Consider the following 17984-nt stretch of genomic DNA (forward strand, 5'->3'; position numbering starts at 1 on the left):
CGCCGATCGCAGCCGACCGGAAGCCGCCGCCCGCGCCCATAGCGCGGAATGCACCGCCACCGCCATGGAAGCCGCCGAAACCGCCGCCACCGAAACCACCTCGTGCCGACGCGGTGTCGACCGTGAGCAGGCCGACCGAGGCCGTCGCCAGCAAGGCAATCATCGTCTTACGCAACATCACCCGTCACTCCTCTTTCCGAGGCTTTTCGCTACAAGCCTCCTCCGCCGCGTCCCGCGCATGCTAACCCAATGTAGGACCACCGCTTCAACCGTGCGCCTTAGTCGCCCTCACTTCTGCGCGACCCGCGTTCATCAAGGCGCGGCCGTCAAAAGTTAACAGCCACGGCAGATGCCTTTGACCCGGCGGTCGACCGTCTTGTTCTCGTCGGCGATCGCCTTGTCGAGGTTTTCAGTCGAGGCCGAGCCGGTGGTGACGCCCTCACCGGCATTCAGGCGGCCGGAGGATTGAGCCGTGCCGGCACTGTTGGTGCCGGGCGGCGGTGAAGTGGCTTGCGGCAATGTCGGACTGGCTGACGAGGGGCTACCGGTCCCGGTGCTTTGGGCGACGGCAATTGCGGGCGCCAGCAGAACAGCGATTGTCGCGAACGCGGTGGTGACGGATAATTTGCGCATGGCAATTCTCCCTTGCGGACATCAACAAGTCCGCAAGACACCGGTTCCGGCAGGCGATCGAGCAATACAGTTTGGGAGCAATGCAATTTGCGCAAGCTGATCGAGTTTGACGACGACACGTTCGACAAGCTGAAGCAGCTTGGCCGCGACCGGATGGCGACCTTGCAGGAGCTCGCGGACGAGGCCTTCGCCGACCTGCTCAAGAAGCACGGTATTCCGATCGACCTGAAGGACGCGCTGCGCAAGAGCGCGAGGCTTCAGGCGGCAGCAAAGCCGGGCCCCGCGGCACCGAAGGGCGCACGCAAGCAGGGCCCGAAGCGCTGAGAGTTCAGCCGATCTTCTTCAGCCCGGCTTTGTACTGCGGGCCCCTGATGGCATAGGACTTGGCCGGCCGCGACAACGCCTCGGCCTGCGCGGCGTCAAGCGTGCGCACCACGCGCGCCGGTGCACCGATGATCAGGGAATTTTCCGGAAACTCCTTGCCCTCGGTAATGACCGAGCCGGCGCCGACGACACTGCCGCGCCGGATCCGCGCGCCGTTCATCACGATCGATCCCATCCCGATCAGCACGCCGTCTTCCAGCGTGCAGCCATGCACGATCGCATTGTGGCCGATGGTCACGTTGTTGCCGATGGTCAGGGGGAAACCGGGATCGACATGCAGGGTCGAATTGTCCTGCACGTTGGAGCCCTCGCCGATCTCGATCCACTCATTGTCGCCGCGCAGCACGGCGCCGAACCAGACGCTCGCCGCGGATTTGAGGCGGACCTTGCCGATCACAACGGCATTGTCGGCGATGAAATAGCTGCCGTCAGCGGGAAGATCGGGCCCCTGCCCGTCGAGTTCGTAGATCGCCATGAAGGTCTCCCTGGAGCGTTTTCAAGCGAAGTGGACACCGGTTCGCGTGAAGAAAACGCGTCGAAACGAAAATCCAGAGCTTCGGCTCTGATTCAATCAGAACCGAAGCTCTGATCGAAGGAGACCTTGGCACAGCGACTGACGTGGTTTCAAGCAAGTGCGATCAGTATCGGCGCGGATCCTGGTCGGATCAGCCGAGCACGCCCGCCGCGCGCAGCGTCATCATGAAGAAGGTGCCCGACATCAGGCTCCAGAAGCCGGAGATGACGGTTGCCATCATCACGAACTCGAAGCGGCGGCGCTCGATGCGCGCGCCGCGCAGCGTGTTGCGCATGATGATGAAGGGTGCGGCGAAGACCAGGAACGGGACCGCGGCGAAGGTCTTCGGCGCCACGCCCTCCTGCAGCAGGCCGAAGCCTGCCGGGCGCTCCGCCATCGCCTGATAACCGTTGGCCAGTGCGCCGGCGAACGCGAAGCCGATGAAGAGGGAGAACAGGGAATTCAGGGTATCAGGCGACATCGGAACTTCCGCTACGCAACAGGCCACTCGCTCCTGCTTCGCAGAATTGGCGGCCCGCCGCCACATCATCCTTAAGGAAAGGTTAACCGGCAGCACCTGGCGCTGCGTTTGCGCATGGCCATTCGCTGCGGGATTCCCTTGGAATCGTACGGAAATTCCGCGCCGCGTGGCATATTCGGCAGGTGATTCGGCCACCCTCGACCTGGTCTTTGCCTCGTTCATGACACTTCTCTCGACGGCCCAGCATCTCGCCCGCGACACTCGCCGCAACCCGCGCGCGCACCTCGTTCCGATCATCGCCTCAGCGGTCATCGCGGCCGGCGCGATTGCGCTCGTCGCCTATCTGTTGTGGCCAACGTATACGACCGTCCCGCCGAGCGACCCGTCGCGGCTGCCGGTGAGCGTCGGCGGCACGCTGTTCAACGTGCCGACCATGGCCGTGCGCATGAAGATCCAGCGCCATTCCGGGCCGCAGGAGCGCGTCGACCTGAGCTTCCTCTATCCGTCGCTGGAGGCGCCTGCCGCCCCGAAGCACTACAGCGCCGATACAGTCGAGGACAAGGTGCAGCCGATCGACAGGATTTTCGTGTCGATCGCAGCCCACCACGATTCGCTGGCGCCGGAGATGCGGCTGCGTACGATCTATCCGCGCTATCTGGACGAGCGCGCGAATACCGACGACGGCTTGACGACACGCGCGTTCCGCGACGGCACGCCCTATGGCGGCGAGGACCTGTTCACCGCGACCGAGCCGCAGCTCGCGGCGCGCTGCACGCGCGATACGTCGACGCCCGGCATGTGCCTGAGCGAGCAGCGCATCGAGGGCGCCGATCTGACCTTCCGCTTTCCGCGCAGCTGGCTCGTGCAATGGCGCGACATCGCCACCGCGATGAACCGCCTCTCCGCGCAGATGCACAGCGCGAAGGGATGACTTACGCCGTCATTGCGAGCCACCCGGTCGGCGCGACGCGCGCCGGATGACAGGCTCCGCGAAGCAATCCATATTTCCGCGAGCGGTGACATGGATCGCTTCGTCGCTTCAGCGCAAAATTGCATTGCAATTTTGTCGCGAGCTCCTCGCAATGACGAACTTGGGCAAGGCTCTTCAGCCTTGCTCGCTCAGGTCCTCTTCCAGAATGGCCATCTGGAACTGGAACGAGCGATCATCGTCCTCGTCGTCGACGAACAGCACGCCGATGAACTCCTCGCCGATATAGACTTCGGCGGAGTCGTCCTTCTTGGGCCGCGGCACAACGCGGATCTTGGGATTGCTGAACACGCGTTTGAGATACGCGTCGAGCTTCCTGACTTCCTGAACGTCCACTGCCGTCTCCAATCGGGTCGATGATTTTCGGGGGAGTTTTAGGACGAGACGGCAAAGATCGCCAGAGCCTTTTCAGGCTTTGGCGACGTGATATTGCGCACACGCCAAAGCGCGCCGCCGATCAGAAAGCGAGTGAAATCAAAGCCCGATCGCGTTGAGCATCTGGTCCATGGTGCGCGACGGCTCGGCACAGCCGGCCTCGCCGACGATTTTCGCCGGCACGCCCGCAACCGTGACGTTGTGCGGCACGGGCTTGACCACGACCGAGCCCGCCGCGATGCGCGCACAATGACCGATCTCGATATTGCCGAGGATCTTGGCGCCGGCGCCGATCAGCACGCCGTGGCGGATCTTCGGATGGCGATCCTCGTTCTCCTTGCCGGTGCCGCCGAGCGTGACGCCATGCAGGATCGAGACGTCGTCGTCGATGACGGCGGTCTCGCCGCAGACGAAACCGGTGGCGTGATCGAGGAAGATGCCGCGGCCGATCCTGGCGGCCGGGTTGATGTCGGTCTGGAACACCGCCGACGAGCGGCTCTGCAGGTAGAAGGCAAAATCCTTGCGGCCCTTCTGATAGAGCCAGTGTGCGAGACGATGGGTCTGCAGCGCGTGAAAGCCCTTGAAGTAGAGCAAGGGGTCGATGAAGCGCGACGTCGCGGGATCCCGGTCATAGACCGCGACGAGGTCGGCGCGGAAGGCGTTGCCGAGATCGGGCTCGTCGCGCAGCGCCTCGCTATAGGTCTGGCGGATCAGGTCGCCCGACAGCGCGGCGTGATCGAGCCGCTCGGCAATGCGATGGACCACCGAATCTTCCAGGCGCTCATGATGCAGCACGGTCGCATAGATGAAGGTTGCGAGCTCAGGCTCGCGCCGCAGGATGTCTTCCGCCTCGCCGCGAATCCGATCCCAGATCGGATCGAGCGAAGTCAGCTTCGCACCCTGCGGATTGACCTGATGAACTGCCATAGCTGCTCTCGCAATTCGGTTGTTCTGACGTGCGTTATAGCACGATGGACCCAGCGCGTCCCGGGAAGGCTCAGCACGGTAAACCCCAGCCGAACGCTCCCCGGAGCGGCGTCTAGGGGAATTGGTCGGGATTTTGCCGAAATCAAGCCGTGCTTCTGCAACTATTGGCGGATTTCGTCCGCAGTGTGGTTTTGGGCATGGTCGGCCCCAATAAAGGGGGAACCATCATCAATACCCGGAGTCTAGGGGCCCGCCTGACCGATGCCCGGTCGGCCTGGGTCGCCACCATTGCCATCCCCCTGCTCCTGCTCGCCCCTGCCTTCTGGAACGGCTATCCGCTGCTCCAGTGGGATACCGGCGGCTATCTGGCGCGCTGGTACGAGGGCTATCTGGTGCCGAGCCGGTCCACCGTGTTCGGCATCTATCTCCATCTCGGCGAAGCATCGGGCTTCTGGCTCAACCTCGGCGTCCAGGCGCTCGCGACGCTGTGGATCCTGCAGCTGACGCTGCGCGTGCTCGACCTTGCCCGGCCGGTCCGGCTGATCGCGATCAGCCTCGCGCTGATCGGAACCACCGCGCTGCCATGGCTCACAAGCATGCTGCTGACCGACATCTTTGCCGGCCTTTCGGTGCTTGCGCTCTTCATCCTCGTGCTCTGCGGTGACAGGATCTCGACGCTGGAGAAGGCGGTGCTGTTCGGCTTCACCGCGTTTTCGGCCGCCACACATAGCGCGACGCTCGCGGTGCTGCTCGGCCTGTGCTGCGTCGGCTGGATGCTGCGTCCGTGGCTCGGCCGCCGCATCCCGGTCGCAAGCCTCGTGCAAGGCAGCCTCACCACCGTCGCGGGTGGCGCGATGCTGCTGGCGGCGAACTTCGCGCTGTCCGGACAGCTCGCCTGGACACCCGGCGGCATCGGCGTCGCCTTCGGTCGCATGTTGCAGGATGGCATCGTCACGCAATATCTGCGCGACAACTGCGCGAGGGAGAACCTGAAGCTCTGTCCCTATCGCAACGAGTTGCCGCCGACCGCCGATGACTTCCTGTGGGGCCACAGCATGTTCGACACGCTCGGCCGCTTCCAGGGACTGAACGACGAGATGGGATACATCGTACAGCGTTCGCTGGCCGAATACCCGGAATGGCAGGCCAAGGCGGCGCTGACCGCAACCGTCGACCAGCTGATGCATGTCGCGACCGGCGAAGGCACCAATGGCTGGATCCCGCACACCTACGGCATCATCGAGCGCTACATTCCCGCGCAGGTCGCGCCGATGCGCGCGGCGCGGCAGCAAAAATGGCATCTCGACTTCACCGCCATCAACCGCATCCACGTGCCCGTCGCGCTGGCCTCGATGCTGCTGGTCGTGCTGCTGTTCGGCCGCGGGCTGTGGCAGCGGCGGCTCGACGATCTGACGCTATTGGCGGGCACGATCACGCTCGCTCTACTCGGCAATGCCGTCATCTGCGGCGTGATCTCGGGGCCGCACGACCGCTACGGCGCGCGCATGGTGTGGGTCACGACCTTCGTGGTGCTGATCGCGGCCGCGCGCGCATTCGCCAGCGACGATGCCGAGAACGATTCCGACGGGCTATTTTCGCCGCGACAGGAAGTCGATGACCCCGGTCTTGTAGACCTTGTCGCCGACCGCCCGCATGTGGTCGCGGTTCGGAATGTCGAGCACCTCCGACCCCGGAATGACCCGCCCGAGCGCTGACGCGGAGCCCGCGATCTCGTCCTTGCTGCCGACCGCGATCAGGACCGGCACGCGGATGCCGGCCGCCTCCTCGCGCGTCATCAGCCGGCGCGAGCCACGCAGGCAGGCCGCAAGCGCGCGGCGGTCGGAGCGGGTCTGATCGGCAAAGGCGCGGAAGGTGCGGCCGACCGGATCGGTGACATCGTCGAGCGACGGCACCTCCAGCGCCAGCGCGACGGCCTCGCCGGGACCGCCGCCCTCGATCAGCCCGATGCCGATGCCCCCCAGGATCGCCGAGCGCACCCGATCGGAATGTTCACGCGCCAGGATGGCGGTCATCCGCGAGCCCAGCGAATATCCCATGATGTCGGCGCGCGCGATTCCGACATGATCCATCAGCGCGATCATGTCGCTTGCCATGGTCGCGATCTCGTACTGCTCGACGTCGTAGGGCTTGGCGGATTCTCCGTGGCCGCGATTGTCCAGCGCGATGACGCGACGGCCGGCCTTGACGAGATCCGACACCCAGGTCGGATAGATCCAGTTGACGTTCTTGCTCGAGGCAAAGCCGTGCACGAGCACGATCGGCTCGCCGTCGCCTTCGTCGATATAGGCAATCTCAACATCGCCGTGATGGAAACTCGGCATCATCGATTCCGTTTTTTCTTGGGATCAGGATTTGGGATCAGGATTTGGGATTTGCGATCGACCGGCGACCGCAAGTTTAGCCCTGAACGGGCATACTCGCCAGAGTAGCTGTGGTGGCCAGCTGCCGCTTCAGGCGCAACGCCTTGCGTCGTCGGAGCCACCACGCCGTGGTCCGCTCGGTGGTGGCCTTGATCGACGACAGGAAGCCGAACAGCGCAAGCAGCGCGCCGAACAGCCACATGGATAGATTGAATGCCCCCGCCGCCAGCAGCAGCGCGCCGCGGCCAAGCAGCTTCAGGATCGCGCGGGTCTGGCCGCCCTTCGCCTCGGCAATGCGGGCCGCACGCGCGATCTCCTGCGGGTTTTCCGCGACCTTGAGCGTGTCCCGCGCGGCACGAACCCCGGCCGCCTCGCCGATCCGTCCGACGTCCTTGGCAACGCGCACCAATGCGCCGGCCTTCTCGGCGCGGAATGCCGCGCGGATCGCCGTTGCAGTTTCCGCAGGCCGAAGCACCGAGCCGGATGCGACCGCCTCGCGCAGCGCCGGCTGGTCGACGACCTCGCGCGTCGAGCGACCGGCCCATTCGATCATGCCCTCGCTCAGCCGTCCGGCCTTGCGCGTATCCTTCACCAGCGTCAGCCCGGCACGCAGCGGCGCGGCGCCGCCGACCGAGACATACGTCGCGGCGGTCACGGCGAGACCGGCGGCGGCAAAGCCAAGCACCAACTGGTCGGTGTCCTCGCCCATCACGAGGTGCTTGCCCTCGCGCACGACGTCCCTGACATCACCGAACACGAACAGGTCGCCCGCGACCGTGCCGGAGAGGCTTGCGACATCGTCGGCATTGCCGGTCACGAGCCCGGTGGCGAACCCTTTGGCGAAATGCGTGGTGGATGACTGTTCGGCACGCGCGTCGTCGACGCGCCTTGTGAGCTCATCATTGAGCGCGATGTTCTTCTCGCCCGCGAGCGCGACAAAGCTCGTCGCAAGGTCGGCATCACCGGCTGCGAGTGCCGATTCGATATTGTCGGAGATCAACGCCGGGTTGTTGCGCAGGACGGAATTGAGCCTGAGGTCGGCGAGCGCGGCCGGATCGTCCCGCGCTGACAGCAGCGTGCCGGCGTCGCGGGCATGCGGCCAAATAGCAGCGCCCACCGCAGCGCTCGCAGCCAGGCCGGCTACCGCAAGTCTGAGGCGCACCCCGTTCATTCCGCTGGAAACCTCAAGTTTAATTCGCCTTGTTCAAGTCGCTGTGGAAATAGTGTGCCGTTTTTGAGACACAACGGCTCCGACCAAAGAAGGGCTTCTCTGGGACGACAAGATTGTGTCGAATTTGCATGAGCAAATGAGCCATCGGGGCTCTAGGAATCAACTGTTCCCGCCAGTATGGTGCGCGGCATTTCACGATGCCGCATGCTATTGATTGCGTCTGCCCATCGTTGCCACCAAGGTGAGAATATGTCCGACCACGTCGTCCCGCACTTCCATAACGATGCCGGTGTCTCGGTGATCGAAATCGGATCGCAGGAGTTCATGTGCGTGGGCGCCAACCCGCCATTCGACCATCCGCACGTGTTCCTCGACCTCGGCAACGACAACGAGATCATCTGCCCGTATTGCTCGACGCTCTATCGCTTCGCATCCGACCTCGCCGCCGGCGAAGCGCGGCCGCCGGAATGCGTGCTGAAAGACAAGGTCGCCTGACCGTTCCGTGGCGCTGACGCGAACCGTCATCGTTGCCGGCGCCGGAATCGGAGGACTGACGGCGTCGCTGACACTGGCGGCACAGGGCTTTCGCGTCGTGGTGCTGGAGAAGGCCGAGCGGCTCGAGGAAGCCGGCGCCGGCATCCAGCTCTCTCCCAACGCCAGCCGTATCCTGGTCGAGCTCGGGCTCAAGGAACCGCTTGCGCGGCGCGCGGTCACGCCGGAATCCGTCAACATCCTGAGCACGCGCGCCGGTGGCGAGATCGCACGCATGCCGCTCGGCCAGGCCGCCGAGTTCCGCGCCGGCGCTCCCTATTGGGTGATCCACCGCGCCGATCTGCAGGCCGCGTTGCAGGCCGCCGTCAACGACCATCCCGATATCGACCTGCGGCTCGGCTGCCAGTTCGAGGATGTGACCAAGCACGCCAAGGGCCTGACGGTCGTGCAGCGCCGCGGCAATTCACGCCAGGAGGAATTGGCCGTTGCGCTGATCGGCGCCGACGGCATCTGGTCGTCGGTGCGTGGACATTTGTTTCCAGATGTACAGCCGCAATTCTCCGGCCTGATCGCCTGGCGTGGCACGCTGGACGCAACCGCCCTGCCGCGTGAATACACCGCACCGCGCGTGCAGCTGTGGATGGGGCCGGACGCCCATCTCGTGGCCTATCCGATCTCGGCCGGACGCCAGATCAATGTGGTCGCGATCGTATCCGGCACCTGGAACCGGCCGGGCTGGAGCGCACCCGGCGAGGTCAACGAGATCAAGGCCGCGTTCGCCACCGCGCGCTGGCCCGCGACGGCCCGGATGCTGATCGGCGCGGTCGATGGCTGGCGCAAATGGGCGTTGTTCACCCTGCCCGACATCGGCCGCTGGAGCGAAGGCGCAGTGACGCTGCTCGGCGACGCCGCGCATGCGATGTTGCCGTTTGCCGCGCAAGGCGCCGGCATGGCGATCGAGGACGCGGCCGTGCTCGCAAAGGCGTTGAGCGACAGCACCGGGGAGAACACCGCAAATATTCCCGCCGCGCTGAAGCGCTACGCCCGGATGCGGCGCGCGCGCGCGCTGAAGGTGCAGCGCATGGCGCGACAGCAGGGCCGCATCTATCATTGAGCGGACCGTTGGCGGTGGCGCGCGACCTTGCGATCCGCGCCATCGGTCCGCAGCGCATGCTGGCGCGGCAGGACTGGATCTACGACTGGCGCGCCTGAGCTGTCCGGCTGAGCGCGCTGTGCCTGCGCGAACCGCAATCCGCTTTGCGCCAAGGCGCCGACTTAGTGGATGAGGCCTCGCGGTGCACGCGGGCCACTCGCCAGCGGCGTGGGCGCTGCGGGTGCGGCCGCCGGAGCGTCCGGCGGGCTTTCATGGCACTTGTTGCTGCGCCATGCCTGCTCCGCAAGCCGCTGCTGGGAGTGGATCGAGACCAGCTCGTTGCGATAGACCATCTCGGAGACCACGGTACCGCCGACGCCGGTCTCCGCCTTGGCCATCAGCTTTTCCTGAGCCTCTGCGCGGCTCGCGAGGCCCTTGCGCTCGGTCTCGAGCTGCTTGCAATCATACAGGTCGTATTTGGCGGGATCGGCGAACGCCGACGGCACGCTGTCGCCGATCTGTGCGCAGCCGGAAACGCCCGCGGCGGAGGTGAGCAGCACAACAACGGCTGCCGCGCGCAGCAGATTCGGGCGGCGTGGGAAACGAGCAGACATTCAGCTTACTTAATCCGACTGTGTTGAGATTGCCTAAAGCAGCCGCCGGTGTCCGGATTGAGGCCCAATCGCGGCGGCGCGCTGCTTATCCCAACGCTCGGCCGCCGACGCAAATGGAATTGCAGGCCGCAGCTTAAGCCTTTGAAAGCGCACTTGTTAGCACCGGATAATCGCAATTCCACTCTGCGCCCAAACGCGCTAGAAGTCGGCGCGCCTGGCGCAACGCGGACGTGGCGGAACTGGTAGACGCAAGGGACTTAAAATCCCTCGATGGCAACGTCGTGTGGGTTCGAGTCCCACCGCCCGCACCAGCCTTCGCTCGCTTCGCGAGCTACGGCTCGGCAAGCCCGGCAACGCTCTCGTGGCGAAGCGAGCGAAGGGCTGCCCAGCAGAAATCCAACGGGTGAAGGCGTCCCGGCGCCGACGGCGCCGCGCCTTACGAAAACCGCAGTCCGATCCGCCTGTCCTTCTTCCACGCCACCCGGCACGTGTGCCTCAGGCCGTCGACGGCGAGGACGAAGGCGTCCGGAAACCACAGCGGCGAGTTGACCTCGATGCACGCGCCGTGCGGCGAGAGATTCCGGACCGTGCAGGGTATCGCTTCGTTGCCGAATTCGATCGCCCCCGTCTTGAGGACGCGGCGACGCGGGCCGGCACGCCGCTCGTCGGTCGGAATTGGCGGTTGTGCGCTGGCTGATGCGGGCCTGCTATGGTCGTCGGCCATGGATCCGTCGGGGTGGTACAGGAGCCGTCAGGTTACGGCGCGATACTGCCGGGAACCTCAAGCGAAGCCAAGTCAAATTGGTATGCCAGGACGCGGCTCAGCCGAGCACGCATCACCACATCGTGTTTTCGGCTGTGGCGGGGTTCACACGCGGCGATCGCCACGTGATGTAGCCTCCTCCGCATTGGAAATTCCGGCCGCATATTTCTCGGCCACGACATTTCGAAATCAATTTTGGTCGGAGATGACGATGTCGATTGCAAGCGACAAGGCGCGCGATCATGGCGCCGCGAGTCTCGAGCACGGCGACGACGCGGCTCATTGCAGCAACGGTCTCAATGCACAGACATTCCGCGACGCCACGCCCAACGAGCGCGTAATCTATCGGCGATGGATTCGCGGCGCGATCATGTTGTGCTTCGTGCTGGCGCTTGCCGCAGGAGCGGCCGTCTGGATCAATGGCGGCGACGTCGGGCAGACACAAATCACCAGCCTGTCGAGCACGGTCAGTGCAAAATCAGGCCACGCGGATTAGTAGGCACGTTCCGGAACCAGTCCGTCGCATCATTGTTGTCATGCCGCAATTGGAGCATGACGATGCCGAACGACTGTCCATCCGCGAAGCGCACTACGAACGAAGACGAGCAGCGCAAGGAGCGCCCCTCCCTGCCGAGCGCACCACACAGCGGACCGCCGCTTCACGGCGGCCTCGAACAGCTCCGCGACAGTTACACCTGACAGGCGATCGCGAAACGAAAAATGGCCGGGACAAGTCCCGGCCATTTGTTTTGCGTCAAGTCGAGGCTTACTCAGACTTGTCGATATTCCAGAAGATCGGCGTCGCCGGGCCGTCAAGCACTCCGGACAGCGACTTCCGCCAGGCGCTCGGTCCCTGATACTGACCGAGCGGGATGTAAATCACCTGTTCGTAGGCTTCCTTCTGGATATCGGACGCGATTTTCTTCTGCTCGTCGAGCGACGGCGCGCGAACGAAAGCATCCTTCAGCTGTTCGATCTTCGGATCGTCGGCCCAGCCGAACCATCCGCCATTCTTGCCCTGGCCGCCAATCGAGAGATTGGCGATCGGGTTGGAGACGTCGGCGCTGACCCAGTTGGTGAAGAACATGTTCCAGCCGCCGTCCTTCGGTGCCTTCTGGCTGGCGCGGCGGGTCACCACGGTCTGCCAGTCGGTGGCCTGCAGATCGACCTTGAAGCCGGCGTCGCGCAGTTGCTGGGCGACGACAACCGGCTGCGCCTTGAGCGTGGTGACGTCGCCGGGCGCCATGATGACGACCGGCGTGCCGTCATAGCCCGACTCGGCAAGCGCCTTCTTGGCCGCCGCCATGTCGCCGCCCTTCAGCAGCATCTCGCCGCCGACCTCGGACGCGAACGGCGTGTCGCAGATGAAGAAGGCGACGCAGGTCTTGTAGTATTTGGGATTGCCAACCAGCGCGTCGAGCACCTGCTTCTGGTTGATCGCCATCAGCGCCGCCTGGCGGACCTTGATGTTGTCGAACGGCGGATAGAGGAAGTTCATCCGGCCGAGCGTCTGGAAGCCGAACTTGTTCAGCGTATCGACCTTCAGGTCCTTGTCGCCCTCGAGGATCGACAACGTATCGAACGAGGGGTTCTCCAGGAAATCGATATCGCCGGATTGCAGCGCGTTCATTGCGGTCTGCGCGTCAGCCATCGTGACCCACTCGACGCGGTCAACCTTCACGACCTTGCCGCCTGCGGTCCAGCTCGCCGGCTCCTTGCGCGGCACGTAGTCCTTGTTCTTGACGTAGACCGCCTTCACGCCCGGCTGGAATTCAGCCTGCACGAACTTGAACGGGCCCGAACCGATCTGTTCCGGGATCGGCTTGTCAGGCGGCGTTTCGGCCAACCGCTTCGGCATCATGAAGGCGACGCGCGACGACGGCTTGCCGATCGAGTCCAGCACCAGGCCGTAGGGCTCCTTCAGCTTCAGGGTGATCGTCTTCGCATCAGTGGCTTCGAGGCTCGCGGTGAAGTCCATCAGCTTCTGGCCCATGCCGTCGACCTTGGCCCAGCGCTTCAACGAAGCGACGCAGTCTTCGGCGGTCACCGGCGTTCCGTCGTGCCACTTCAGGCCGTCACGCAGCGTGAACGTGTAAGTGAGCTTGTCGTCGGACACCTTCCAGTCCGCCATCTGCGGCTGGATCTTGAAGTTGGAATCGGTCGCCACCAGCGTGTCGTAGACCATGTAGCCGTGGTCTCGCGTGATGTAGGCCGTGGTTAGGATCGGATCGATGACGCGCAGATCCGAATGCATCACCGCGGTGATGGTCTTGTCCGCGGCCATGGCCTGCGGCGCAAAGGACAATTCGTGCGGTGCGAGCGACAGCGCAAGCGCCGACAACGCAACCGCTAAGGTGTGGCGCTTCCAACGCGAGATAGGGAACATGCAATCTCTCCTGACGTGTAACTGGTCAAAGCCGGCTTATTCGTTATGCATGCGGTTCGTTATTTAGGCGAACTAACATGCTGTATGGCTTGTGAAATCGAGACTTGCATCAAGCGCAATGCGCGTCAATCGGTTTCGGGCGCGATCAAACGTATACGAACGAATGAGCGACGAGTTCAGCGCATTTGACTTTACAAAGTCCTCGCCCGAGCTTTTCGTACGTACGCGAACGCGTACCGGCGCAAACAAAACAACAAGAGAGAAAAGAGATGAACCCCGCCAATCTTCCTTTTGATTCCGAAGCGATGCTGCAGGGCCTGCGCAGCTGGGTGGAATGCGAGAGCCCGACCTGGGACGCTGCCGCGGTCGAGCGCATGCTCGATCTCGCCGCGCGCGAGATGGCGATCATGGGTGCGACGATCGAACGCATCGCCGGACGCCAGGGCTTCGCGGGCTGCGTCCGCGCCCGTTTTCCCCATCCGAAACAAGGCCAACCCGGCATCCTCATCGCCGGCCATCTGGACACGGTGCACCCCGTCGGCACCATCGAAAAGCTGAAGTGGCGGCGCGACGGCAACAAGTGCTTCGGGCCCGGCATCTTCGACATGAAGGGCGGCAACTATCTGTCGATCGAGGCTATCAGGCAATTGGCCCGCGCCTCCTTCACGACACCGCTGCCGATCACCATGCTGTTCACGCCCGATGAAGAAGTCGGCACGCCGTCGACGCGCGACATCATCGAGGCGGAGGCCGCGCGCAACAAATACGTGCTGGTGCCGGAGCCCGGCCGGCCGAACAACGGCGTCGTCACCGGTCGCTACGCGATCGCCCGCTTCAATCTGGAAGCAACCGGCAAGCCGAGCCATGCCGGCGCGACGCTGTCCTCGGGCCGTTCCGCGATCCGGGAAATGGCCCGGCAAATCATTGCCATCGACGGCATGACCACCGAGGACTGCACCTTCTCGGTCGGCATCGTGCATGGCGGCCAATGGGTCAATTGCGTCGCAACGACCTGCACCGGCGAAGCGCTCAGCATGGCCAAGCGCCAGGCCGATCTCGATCGCGGCGTCGAACGCATGATCGCGCTGTCCGGCACGGCCAACGACGTGACCTTCAAGGTGACACGCGGCGTCACCCGCCCGGTGTGGGAGCCTGATGCCGGCACCATGGCCTTGTATGAAAAAGCAAAAGGCCTCGCGGCGGCGATGGGCCTCGACCTGCCGCATGGCAGCGCCGGCGGCGGATCGGACGGCAACTTCACCGGCGCGATGGGCATTCCCACGCTCGACGGCCTCGGCGTTCGCGGCGCCGATGCACACACGCTGAACGAACATATCGAGGTCGACAGCCTCGCTGAGCGCGGCCGCCTGATGGCGGCACTGCTGGCGACCCTGGACTGACATCGATTGCACTGCACAACACGTTGGCACTGCCGGACCGAAATTTAGCCTTGTCCATTTTTGAGGCTTCGCCTACGGTCCGGCCGTCCAACACGACGATGCGGGAGAGATCGAAGCGACAACATTCTTGTTGTTGGCTTCGGCGCCGACGGAGCAACCGCCCCGGAAACTCTCAGGCAAAAGGACTGTATCGTCAGGACGATCTGGAGAGAGACGAGCATGGCCGCACAGCAAGGGTCATGACGTCCACCGAAGGGGATAGTCTGCTCCCGGGCCGAGGCCCGATGCGGATCAAGCTCTCAGGTACCGTGACAGATGGGGCGCTGAAGCAGCCGGTTTCACCGGCGGTTCGGCGACTCTAACAACACGGGAGCCTGAGACTACCATGCCACACATTGCGATCATTGGCGCCGGCATCACCGGCGTGACGACGGCCTATGCCCTGCTCGAACGCGGCTACAGCGTGACTGTCCTCGACAGGCATCGCTACGCTGCGATGGAAACCTCGTTCGCCAATGGCGGACAACTTTCCGCCAGCAACGCCGAAGTGTGGAACAGCGCCGCGACCATCCTCAAGGGACTGCGCTGGATGCTGCGCAGCGACGCGCCGCTGCTGATGAATCCGAAGCCGAGCTGGCACAAATATTCCTGGATCGGCGAGTTCATAGGCGGCATCACGCGCTATCGCAGCAACACCATCGAAACCACGCGGCTCGCAATCGAAGCGCGCAAGCATCTGTTCTCGATCGCGCAGCGCGAAAACATCGCCTTCGATCTCGAACGCCGCGGCATCCTGCACGTCTATCACGACAAGGCCGGCTTCGACGCTGGCCTGCGGGTCAACGCGCTGCTGCAACAAGGCGGGCTCGACCGCCGGCCGGTGACCCCTGACGAGATCCGCAGCATCGAACCCGCGCTGCAGACCGCCTGCTATGGCGGCTTCTTCACGCCGTCGGATGCGACCGGCGATATCCACAAGTTCACCCGCGGCCTCGCCGAGGCCTGCGCCCGCCGCGGCGCGATCTTTGTCCACGAGGCCGATGTCGACACGATCGCGCGCAGTGATGACGGCTTCAACATCGGCTGGAACGAAACCGCCTCCCATGAGGCTGATGTCGTGACGCGACGCGAGTTGCACGCGGACGGAATCGTCATTTGCGCCGGCGTCGCGAGCCGCCATTTCGCAAGCCTGCTCAACGACCGCGTCAACGTCTATCCGGTGAAGGGCTACTCGATCACCGTACAGCTCGATGCGCCGCAAAGCCGGGACGCGGCACCAACCGTCAGCCTGCTCGACGAAGCAGCGAAGATCGTGACCAGCAGGCTCGGCGCCGATCGCTTCCGTGTCGCCGGCACCGCAGAGTTCAACGGCTTCAACCGCGACATTCGCGCGGACCGCATCCAGCCGCTGGTGGACTGGGTGCGTCATCATTTCCCTGACATCGACACTTCGAAAGTCGTGCCGTGGGCGGGGCTGCGCCCGATGATGCCGAACATGATGCCGGTGGTTCGCGCCGGACGGATTCCGGGCGTGTTCTACAACACCGGCCACGGGCATCTCGGCTGGACGCTGTCAGCCGCGACGGCGCAGATGGTGGCGGGGGCGATCGACGATTGGCGCGACCTCGACACGCCCTCAATGGTGCCGTCGGAGGTCGAAGCGGCCGAGCCCAACCACGCAGCTTTCCTCTGAATATCCGGTCGGAGAGGAAGAATATGAGCGCATTTGCCTGTGGCCAAGTCGGAATTCGCCGAGAAACACCGCGTGATAGGAACTAGCGTCACAATGGGGAAAAACGTTTCATCGCGGGAGGGGACAATGCGCATAGGGGTAGCGGGCACGCATGACATTGCGGCCCGGCGCGGGATGCTGGACGGCAATTGTGCCGACGGCGCCTCCGTGCGTCGCCTTTCCGAACTTGTCGAAGCTCAGCTTCTGGCTCCACGAAAGGCCGGACATGACAACTGAGACGTTGACCAAACCGGATCAGATTGCCGCTGAGCTGTGCGCGGCCGTTGATCGAAACTTCGATGATCAGATCGCATTCCTGTCGCGCATGGTCCAGTTCCGCAGCCTGCGCGGACAGGAAGCACCGCAACAACATTGGCTGGCCGAGCAATTCGCAAAGCGCCGTTACGACGTCGACGCGTTCAGCCTTGCGGACGTCGATCTGATGAGCCATCCGAAAGCCGCGCCAATGGACGGCATCGATCTTGCCGGATCGCGGCAGGTCGTTGCCACGCTCAACAGCAAAGGCGGCGGCCGCAGCCTGATCTTGCAGGGTCATATCGACGTGGTGCCGGAGGGACCTGCTGACCTTTGGGACCAACCGCCGTTCTCGGCGGCGGTGCGCGACGGCTGGATGTTTGGGCGTGGCGCGCAAGACATGAAGGCCGGTGTCTCAGCGATGATCTTCGCGCTCGATGCGATCCGCGATGCCGGCTATGCGCCGGGCGGGCGCGTCCATCTGCAGACCGTCACCGAGGAGGAGAGCACCGGCAACGGCGCATTGTCGACCCTGATGCGCGGCTATCGCGCCGACGCCTGCCTGATTCCCGAACCAACCGGACATACGCTCACGCGCGCCCAGGTCGGCGCCATCTGGTTTCGCCTGCGCGTCCGCGGCACGCCGGTGCATGTCGCCTATTCCGAGGCCGGCACGAGCGCGATCCTGTCGGCGATGCATCTCGTGCGCGCGTTCCAGGATTACACCAAAACGCTCAACGCCAGGGCACTCGACAACAGCTGGTTCCGCGGCGTCAAGAATCCGATCAAGTTCAACGTCGGGATTATCAAGGGCGGCGATTGGGCGAGCTCGACCGCGGCCTGGTGTGAGCTGGATTGCCGGCTCGGTCTGCTGCCGGGCGAAACACCGCAGCAGGCGATGCGTGGCATCGAGGAATGCCTGGCCGAGGCGCACAAGGCCGACGACTTCCTGTCCGACAATCCGGCCGAGCTCGTGTGGAGCGGCTTTCAGGCCGACGCAGCGGTGTGCGAGCCTGGCAGCGAAGCGGAAGCTGCTCTGTCGGCAGCCCATCAAACCATCTTCCAGGCTCCAATGCAGGAGCGGCTGTCGACGGCCGTCAACGACACCCGCTACTATTGCGTCGATTACGGCATCCCTGCACTTTGCTATGGCCCTTACGGTGTCGGCCCGCACGCATTCAACGAACGTGTCGAGCTCGACAGCCTTCGCAAGACAACGCAGAGCATCGCGCTGTTCGTCGCCAACTGGTGCGGCGTGATGAGAGCATGAATGGACTTGTCGCTTCAGATCGGTGGCACGTCACGACGAGTGCAATTCGAAAGTGCAGCTTCAGACCAAGGGAGGCCTCCAACGGCCGGAACCGCGCCTTGATATCACGTCGCCATTGGCACAGT

The 17984-nt window shown here is 64.1% G+C and carries 17 protein-coding genes, 1 tRNA gene, 2 pseudogenes and 2 riboswitches; of the genes and pseudogenes, 10 read left to right on the forward strand and 10 right to left on the reverse strand.

All coding sequences use genetic code 11. The features are described 5' to 3' along the window. Positions 1-333 precede the first annotated feature (333 nt). Positions 334-633, reverse strand: coding sequence for a hypothetical protein (locus H8A92_RS18565; protein WP_229197108.1), 300 nt, complete (start codon positions 631-633; stop codon positions 334-336). An 87-nt stretch (positions 634-720) separates the two neighbouring features. Between H8A92_RS18565 and H8A92_RS18570 the strand changes: the two genes are divergently transcribed. Continuing rightward, a complete protein-coding gene (locus H8A92_RS18570) occupies positions 721-957 on the forward strand; it encodes a hypothetical protein (RefSeq protein WP_229197109.1) in 237 nt (78 codons plus the stop codon). A gap of 4 nt (positions 958-961) precedes the next feature. Here H8A92_RS18570 and H8A92_RS18575 read toward each other — a convergent pair whose 3' ends face one another. After that, positions 962-1492: a gamma carbonic anhydrase family protein gene (locus H8A92_RS18575; protein ID WP_092115174.1), complete on the reverse strand. Its 531-nt coding sequence runs from the start codon at positions 1490-1492 to the stop codon at positions 962-964. Between the two features lie 190 nt (positions 1493-1682). Next, positions 1683-2012 (reverse strand): DUF6949 family protein, encoded by a 330-nt coding sequence (locus H8A92_RS18580; protein WP_229182900.1) that lies wholly within the window; start codon positions 2010-2012, stop codon positions 1683-1685. 220 nt (positions 2013-2232) lie between these two features. Here H8A92_RS18580 and H8A92_RS18585 point away from each other — a divergent pair, with 220 nt between their 5' ends. Beyond that, a complete protein-coding gene (locus tag H8A92_RS18585; protein ID WP_229197110.1) occupies positions 2233-2943 on the forward strand; it encodes a hypothetical protein in 711 nt (236 codons plus the stop codon). Between the two features lie 174 nt (positions 2944-3117). Here the strand turns inward: H8A92_RS18585 and H8A92_RS18590 are convergent, their stop codons facing one another. Both H8A92_RS18590 and cysE read right to left on the reverse strand, forming a co-directional pair. Next, positions 3118-3336 (reverse strand): DUF3126 family protein, encoded by a 219-nt coding sequence (locus H8A92_RS18590; RefSeq protein ID WP_163161378.1) that lies wholly within the window; start codon positions 3334-3336, stop codon positions 3118-3120. A gap of 138 nt (positions 3337-3474) precedes the next feature. Then, entirely contained in the window at positions 3475-4302 is an 828-nt protein-coding gene (gene cysE / locus H8A92_RS18595; RefSeq protein WP_163161379.1) for a serine O-acetyltransferase, read from the reverse strand. Between the two features lie 197 nt (positions 4303-4499). Here cysE and H8A92_RS18600 point away from each other — a divergent pair. After that, positions 4500-5876, forward strand: a pseudogene (locus tag H8A92_RS18600) (hypothetical protein); the annotation flags it as partial. A 15-nt stretch (positions 5877-5891) separates the two neighbouring features. Here H8A92_RS18600 and H8A92_RS18605 read toward each other — a convergent pair. Both H8A92_RS18605 and H8A92_RS18610 read right to left on the reverse strand, forming a co-directional pair. After that, a complete protein-coding gene (locus H8A92_RS18605; RefSeq protein ID WP_229197111.1) occupies positions 5892-6644 on the reverse strand; it encodes an alpha/beta fold hydrolase in 753 nt (250 codons plus the stop codon). A 76-nt stretch (positions 6645-6720) separates the two neighbouring features. After that, the gene (locus H8A92_RS18610; protein WP_229197112.1) at positions 6721-7854 is read right to left on the reverse strand and encodes a hypothetical protein; all 1134 of its coding nucleotides are present in this window, start codon (positions 7852-7854) and stop codon (positions 6721-6723) included. A gap of 249 nt (positions 7855-8103) precedes the next feature. Here H8A92_RS18610 and H8A92_RS18615 point away from each other — a divergent pair, with 249 nt between their 5' ends. Together H8A92_RS18615 and H8A92_RS18620 are read left to right on the forward strand one after the other, a co-directional pair. Further along, the gene (locus H8A92_RS18615) at positions 8104-8349 is read left to right on the forward strand and encodes a zinc-finger domain-containing protein (RefSeq protein WP_018272338.1); all 246 of its coding nucleotides are present in this window, start codon (positions 8104-8106) and stop codon (positions 8347-8349) included. A gap of 7 nt (positions 8350-8356) precedes the next feature. Next, positions 8357-9558: pseudogene (locus H8A92_RS18620) on the forward strand (FAD-dependent monooxygenase). Positions 9559-9621: 63 nt separating this feature from the next. On the opposite strand, the gene H8A92_RS18625 reads toward H8A92_RS18620, so the two are convergent. Then, positions 9622-10053, reverse strand: coding sequence for a twin-arginine translocation pathway signal (locus tag H8A92_RS18625; protein ID WP_229197113.1), 432 nt, complete (start codon positions 10051-10053; stop codon positions 9622-9624). Between the two features lie 224 nt (positions 10054-10277). On the opposite strand from H8A92_RS18625, the gene H8A92_RS18630 reads away from it, so the two are divergent. Beyond that, positions 10278-10364, forward strand: a tRNA-Leu gene (locus H8A92_RS18630). 125 nt (positions 10365-10489) lie between these two features. Here H8A92_RS18630 and H8A92_RS18635 read toward each other — a convergent pair. Next, positions 10490-10777 (reverse strand): PilZ domain-containing protein, encoded by a 288-nt coding sequence (locus tag H8A92_RS18635; protein WP_229197114.1) that lies wholly within the window; start codon positions 10775-10777, stop codon positions 10490-10492. A gap of 250 nt (positions 10778-11027) precedes the next feature. Here H8A92_RS18635 and H8A92_RS18640 point away from each other — a divergent pair, with 250 nt between their 5' ends. Then, positions 11028-11312, forward strand: coding sequence for a hypothetical protein (locus tag H8A92_RS18640; protein ID WP_229197115.1), 285 nt, complete (start codon positions 11028-11030; stop codon positions 11310-11312). Positions 11313-11582: 270 nt separating this feature from the next. Here the strand turns inward: H8A92_RS18640 and H8A92_RS18645 are convergent, their stop codons facing one another. Beyond that, positions 11583-13202, reverse strand: coding sequence for an ABC transporter substrate-binding protein (locus H8A92_RS18645; RefSeq protein WP_229197116.1), 1620 nt, complete (start codon positions 13200-13202; stop codon positions 11583-11585). A 269-nt stretch (positions 13203-13471) separates the two neighbouring features. Here H8A92_RS18645 and H8A92_RS18650 point away from each other — a divergent pair, with 269 nt between their 5' ends. From H8A92_RS18650 to H8A92_RS18660, 3 genes are all read left to right on the forward strand, one after another. Then, positions 13472-14602 carry a M20/M25/M40 family metallo-hydrolase gene (locus tag H8A92_RS18650; protein WP_229197117.1) on the forward strand — a complete coding sequence of 377 codons (1131 nt, stop codon included), beginning with the start codon at positions 13472-13474 and terminating at the stop codon, positions 14600-14602. A 91-nt stretch (positions 14603-14693) separates the two neighbouring features. After that, a riboswitch (glycine riboswitch) is annotated at positions 14694-14800 on the forward strand. Between the two features lie 3 nt (positions 14801-14803). Beyond that, a riboswitch (glycine riboswitch) is annotated at positions 14804-14919 on the forward strand. 68 nt (positions 14920-14987) lie between these two features. After that, positions 14988-16295, forward strand: coding sequence for a D-amino acid dehydrogenase (locus tag H8A92_RS18655; protein ID WP_229197118.1), 1308 nt, complete (start codon positions 14988-14990; stop codon positions 16293-16295). A gap of 265 nt (positions 16296-16560) precedes the next feature. Then, positions 16561-17859, forward strand: a complete 1299-nt coding sequence (locus H8A92_RS18660) for an ArgE/DapE family deacylase (protein ID WP_229197119.1) — start codon at positions 16561-16563, stop codon at positions 17857-17859. The last annotated feature ends 125 nt before the right edge of the window (positions 17860-17984 follow it).

The sequence above is a fragment of the Bradyrhizobium acaciae genome (genome assembly GCF_020889785.1).
Classification (GTDB): domain Bacteria; phylum Pseudomonadota; class Alphaproteobacteria; order Rhizobiales; family Xanthobacteraceae; genus Bradyrhizobium; species Bradyrhizobium acaciae.